The organism is Synechococcales cyanobacterium T60_A2020_003 (assembly GCA_015272205.1).
Lineage (GTDB): Bacteria > Cyanobacteriota > Cyanobacteriia > RECH01 > RECH01 > JACYMB01.
The window spans coordinates 1-4,448 of the sequence record JACYMB010000267.1 but is presented as its reverse complement, the minus strand read 5'-3'; the positions used below and the strand labels follow the sequence as shown (position 1 = coordinate 4,448).

The 4,448-nt window shown below is 53.3% G+C and carries 3 protein-coding genes; 1 reads left to right on the top strand and 2 read right to left on the bottom strand.

The features are described from left to right. Positions 1-188: 188 nt before the first annotated feature. A complete protein-coding gene (locus tag IGR76_13430; GenBank protein MBF2079478.1) occupies positions 189-2,270 on the bottom strand; it encodes a recombinase family protein in 2,082 nt (693 codons plus the stop codon). Between the two features lie 250 nt (positions 2,271-2,520). Here IGR76_13430 and pxcA point away from each other — a divergent pair, with 250 nt between their 5' ends. Continuing rightward, positions 2,521-3,939 (top strand): proton extrusion protein PcxA, encoded by a 1,419-nt coding sequence (pxcA, locus tag IGR76_13425; protein MBF2079477.1) that lies wholly within the window; start codon positions 2,521-2,523, stop codon positions 3,937-3,939. A 264-nt stretch (positions 3,940-4,203) separates the two neighbouring features. On the opposite strand, the gene IGR76_13420 is transcribed toward pxcA, so the two are convergent. Next, entirely contained in the window at positions 4,204-4,437 is a 234-nt protein-coding gene (locus tag IGR76_13420; protein ID MBF2079476.1) for a hypothetical protein, read from the bottom strand. Positions 4,438-4,448 lie beyond the last annotated feature (11 nt).

The window sequence follows — 4,448 nt, the reverse complement described above, 5'->3', positions numbered from 1 at the left end:
GAATTCCTGACATTACGAGGCTTCACAGACATCACGAACTAGAAGACCAGTGCCAGGATGTGGTTCTAGAACCTGCGCCACCGATTCCCGATGAGAGACGTTAATCAAAAGGGCGATCGCCACCCAAATCAATAAATTACGTTGCAACGCCGAAGTCTATCCCATCACCCCATCACCCCATCACCCCATCACCCCTCCACCGGAATCGCCAAATTCACCAAACTCAACAACGGCCCCGTCTGCTCCTGCCCACTGGTCGCCAAATCGCTATGGCATAGGTAAAGGCGATCGCTCACTCGCATCAGCAGATCACGCACTTGGCGATCCAGACGGGCTTGTTCCGCGTTTAGGGTACTTTCGGCTGTCCAGGGTTGACCGTTCCAGTCGCGCAGGAAGAGGGGCGCACCAAAGAGAGCTTGGCCTCCCGTTAACCACAGCGGCGAACTCGCATCGAGCCAGAACTGCCACCGATGGTGCCGACGAATCGAGCGATATTGGTAGATCGTGGCTAGAGTCACAGATTTGCGCTCTTGTCCCACCGGACGCACCGGATAGGGATCAGCGGTAATCGTCCCATCCCGCAACAGTTGAATGAATTCGGCGATCGCCTCCGAGGGAGTGCGTGGGATCCCTCCACTTTGGCGCAGGCGGGTATCCACATCCCAATAGTGCTGGGCGGTTTCCATAAACTCGCGCAATACGGCTACCTGATCGTAGGCCAAGGGACTTCCCCCGTAGAAGAACCGCTGAATGGCGCGATCGCACAACACGACAGGATTGGGAATTAACCGATCGTCCAACTGCTGCTGCTGGGTCGTAATCCAGTGAACAATCTCACCGTAGGACTGCGCCGCCTGATACCCCACCCGATCCCAGCGGGGAAAGGCCGTGAGGTCGATCAGCTTGGGCCGTTCCAAATCGGGCACAAAGCAGTGATCGACGATTAGACCCGCCCGCACTGGATCGATTCGAAACGGGGACATTTCTAACTGCCCCGGACGGGCGATCGCACTGCTTAAGACCACCAACATTTCGGCCACATCTTCCCGACTGATCCATCGTCCTAACCCTGGATAGATCAAGGCCATCAGGGAAAGCAACGCCCGCACCATGGCCGAACTCACCAGAGGCCGCTGATCGTTCAAGGATTCCACTTCAATGCCACGCCTCGTCAAAATCGCTTGTAGCGTGTAACGGGCAATCGCATCTACCCCAGGGCCAATAATAGCAATATCCTCTGGGTTTACCTCGCCAGCCTGCACCGCATCTGCGATTCGTTCTGCGACCTGGCGCAATAATTGGCCTCGTGAGATGGTCTGGATACTCCGAATTGAATCGGGAAGTTCTAAGGACTGCATCGGATCGCGCAGCCAAGCCAGCACCGGATCGCTCCATCTCAACCCCAGCCTGTCCTCTTGAGGCATGGGCAAGTCCAGGCGATCGCATCGGGGCGCGAGGGATGCCAGCCAAGTCGGATCGGCTCCCAGTCCCCAGCGGATCACATTCTCAGGATTTGCGGTGAACACGCCCGGAATGCCGCCATCAAGCAGGACATGGAACAGATCACCCGCGATCGCAGGATAGTCATCCACATCATCGGCCATCACCGCCTGGTAACGGCGACACAGGCGATCGCGGTAAATATCGTTTGGTAGCAAACATCGCCAATACAGGTCGGCAATCAGCCCGTAGGTCAGCAATCCCCGCTCCAGGCACCACTGCCGCCACCGCAACAGCACCTCGCCCATGCAGTCCCACAATTCAGAATAACCGTCATCTTCAGCAAATCCATCGGTCAAAATAGCCGAAATTTCCTCTACGGGAATGCCGCCCAACGCCGCTAACTGCATCACGTCCAGCGTCCGCCGCACCATGTAGTAATCCCGCACTCCTGCCTGAGCTAATCGCCGCGAGTCAAGTTCAGGTTCCCAGAGCGCCGTGGCGAGGGCTTGCTCGGTTTCCGGGCGCAGACGCACGGGAAAGGAGGTGGAAAGCTTTAGCTCCTCAGCAATGAGCGGAAAAAACAGCGTGACTTCCCGCTGGAAAAATCCGAGGGGAGTAGTGGTCTCGATCGGGTAGGCTCCGTGGGCGATCGCCAATTGATTCGCCAATTCCATGCGGTTGTCGCCATTGGCCGCAAACACAAGGATGGGTAACGGTGGCTGGGGCGATCGCGGATGGTTGGGTTGGCATTGGCTGACCTGTTCAATCAATGCCTGGGTTTTGCCGCTGCGGGTGCAGCCTGTAATCCAGATAGACGTTAAAGACACCAATCGTCTCGATAGGAATTTGATATGATACTATGTACTCGACATCAAGCAAGGTTTCCTCAATCCTAAACGAGCGATTCAACGTTGTGTCATTTTGGAACTTTCCAATGCCCTCCAGTGATCAATCTTAACTGTTGAGCCCGTTGGTCTAAGGCGAAACGAATGCTGGCTTGTTCGCCTAGGACTTGCGATCGCTCATTAGTTCCTTGTTACTCTCTTTTGCAGATCTACACTGCCGAATCAGGCAATCATGAGAACGTCCTCCGTGTTAAATTCTCTCAAGCGCTACTTTCGTCGTTCAAACGCCTGGCTAGCGAATACCCCGGATCGCGCCCTCCAAGAAGCCTATGAAGCGGCGCAGATGATTCGCGAAATGGAAGAGAAACACTTCAACGGCAATCCGGTATCGCCCGCCTCTGGCCTGTACGGTAAAAGCGCTCAAGACTATTTCCAGGCCGAACTTAAAAAGTATCTCGATATCATCAAAGTTCGCCTAGCCGAGTTTCGGACGAGTAGCTCCATTGTCCGCTTCTCCGATGTGGTGACGGCAGAAATTGAGGTTCCAGTCAATGGTCCGTCTCCATCGGGGAATGGGGCGATCGCAACGATTCAGGATCAGCCGCAGGACACACCCACAGATCCAAATCTCGATCGACTCAGCTATATCGATAGTGTATTGGTACGCTACGGAATCGGCACCTCTCGAAATCCGCCTGCAATGGTGATTACTACCGCCCAAGAAACCGGGAATGGTTCCAAAGTGGGCGATCGCAATGGTGGCTATACGAACCCGTTTAATCTGTTGTCTGGCGCGGTAGACGTCCCCCCTGACGCGAGTTCAAAACCCAAAAAAGATGTGGGCTCGTTTGTGGATAAAACCGGAGTGCTGCCCCGCTCCATCCTCCGCACAGTCGATCGCATTAAGCGAGAGCTTGATCCCCAAGCCGAACAGGAGGTAGTTAATTCGTTCCGCTCCTCAAAAGCTCGCACAGTCGTTTCGTTACGGTTTATCCTGCTGCTCATCATTATTCCGCTACTGACCCAGCAGGTTGCTAAGAACTTTATCGTGGGGCCGATTGTGGATCAGTTCCGATCGCCAGAGTCGAATACAACCATTTTTCTGAATGCCGAAATGGAAGATGAGGCTCGCGAGGAATTGAGTCGGTATGAAGATCGTCTTCGCTTTGAAATGCTGATCGGTAAGATCCCGCCGATGACCGAAGAGGAGATCATCAGCGCTAATCAGGAAAAGGCTGCCGAAATTGAAGATGAATACCGGAGACTCAGCTCAGACGCGATCAAAAATGTCTTTTCCGATATGTTTGCGGTGGCAGCATTTACGCTAGTGCTGTTGTCGAGCAAGCGCGAAGTGGCAGTGTTGAAGGTGTTTATTGATGAGCTGGTCTATGGCCTCAGTGACAGCGCTAAGGCATTCATTATTATCCTGTTTACTGATATCTTTGTCGGCTTCCACTCGCCCCACGGCTGGGAGGTGATTCTAGAAGGAATTTCGCGTCACTTTGGCTTACCTGCCAACCGGGAGTTTATCTTTATCTTTATCGCCACGTTCCCCGTAATTTTGGACACAGTATTTAAATACTGGATTTTCCGCTACCTTAACCGGATTTCGCCCTCTGCGGTGGCCACCTATCGCAATATGAACGAGTAGATATATCCTCTGGTTCAGACCGCAAGGCTTTCAGGGTCTTTCAGTATCTATTTCGCGGTTTGATGGTGTCGTGGATGGGCGATCGGGCATTGCTGAATCTGGCTATGAGACGGTTTCTGAAACCCTTGCGGCTGTGCCTCCAATCCGACGAAATCATAGCGTCATTCAGCAACACCGCGAAAAAAAAGAACATCCTCAACAGATGTTCCCTGTAGTGCGCTTTCGATTGGTTACAGAAAGGCTCGTCTTGAGCGAATGGATCGTTTAGACAAACTTGAAGTCTTTCTGATCCAAGCCGTCTGCGCTAACTCCTTTCAACAGCAGCACGTTCGCACCATCAAAACCGATGAGCGCATGACCAGATTTCTCCGTAATCTCGACCTGACGGAAGTTATCAGCGCCGAGAACAATCGTGTCACGACCCTCTTCAAAATCAAGGCACTTATCTTTGCCCTCGGCGTTGTTGCATGAAAGAGGGGTTACGGGCGGGAGAGGCATGGTAAATTTCA

What these genes read in the sequence shown, in the direction of transcription:
- pxcA (MBF2079477.1), top strand. Translation starts at nt 2,521, where the DNA reads ATGAGAACGTCCTCCGTGTTAAATTCTCTCAAGCGCTACTTTCGTCGT.
- IGR76_13420 (MBF2079476.1), bottom strand. Translation starts at nt 4,437, where the DNA reads ATGCCTCTCCCGCCCGTAACCCCTCTTTCATGCAACAACGCCGAGGGC.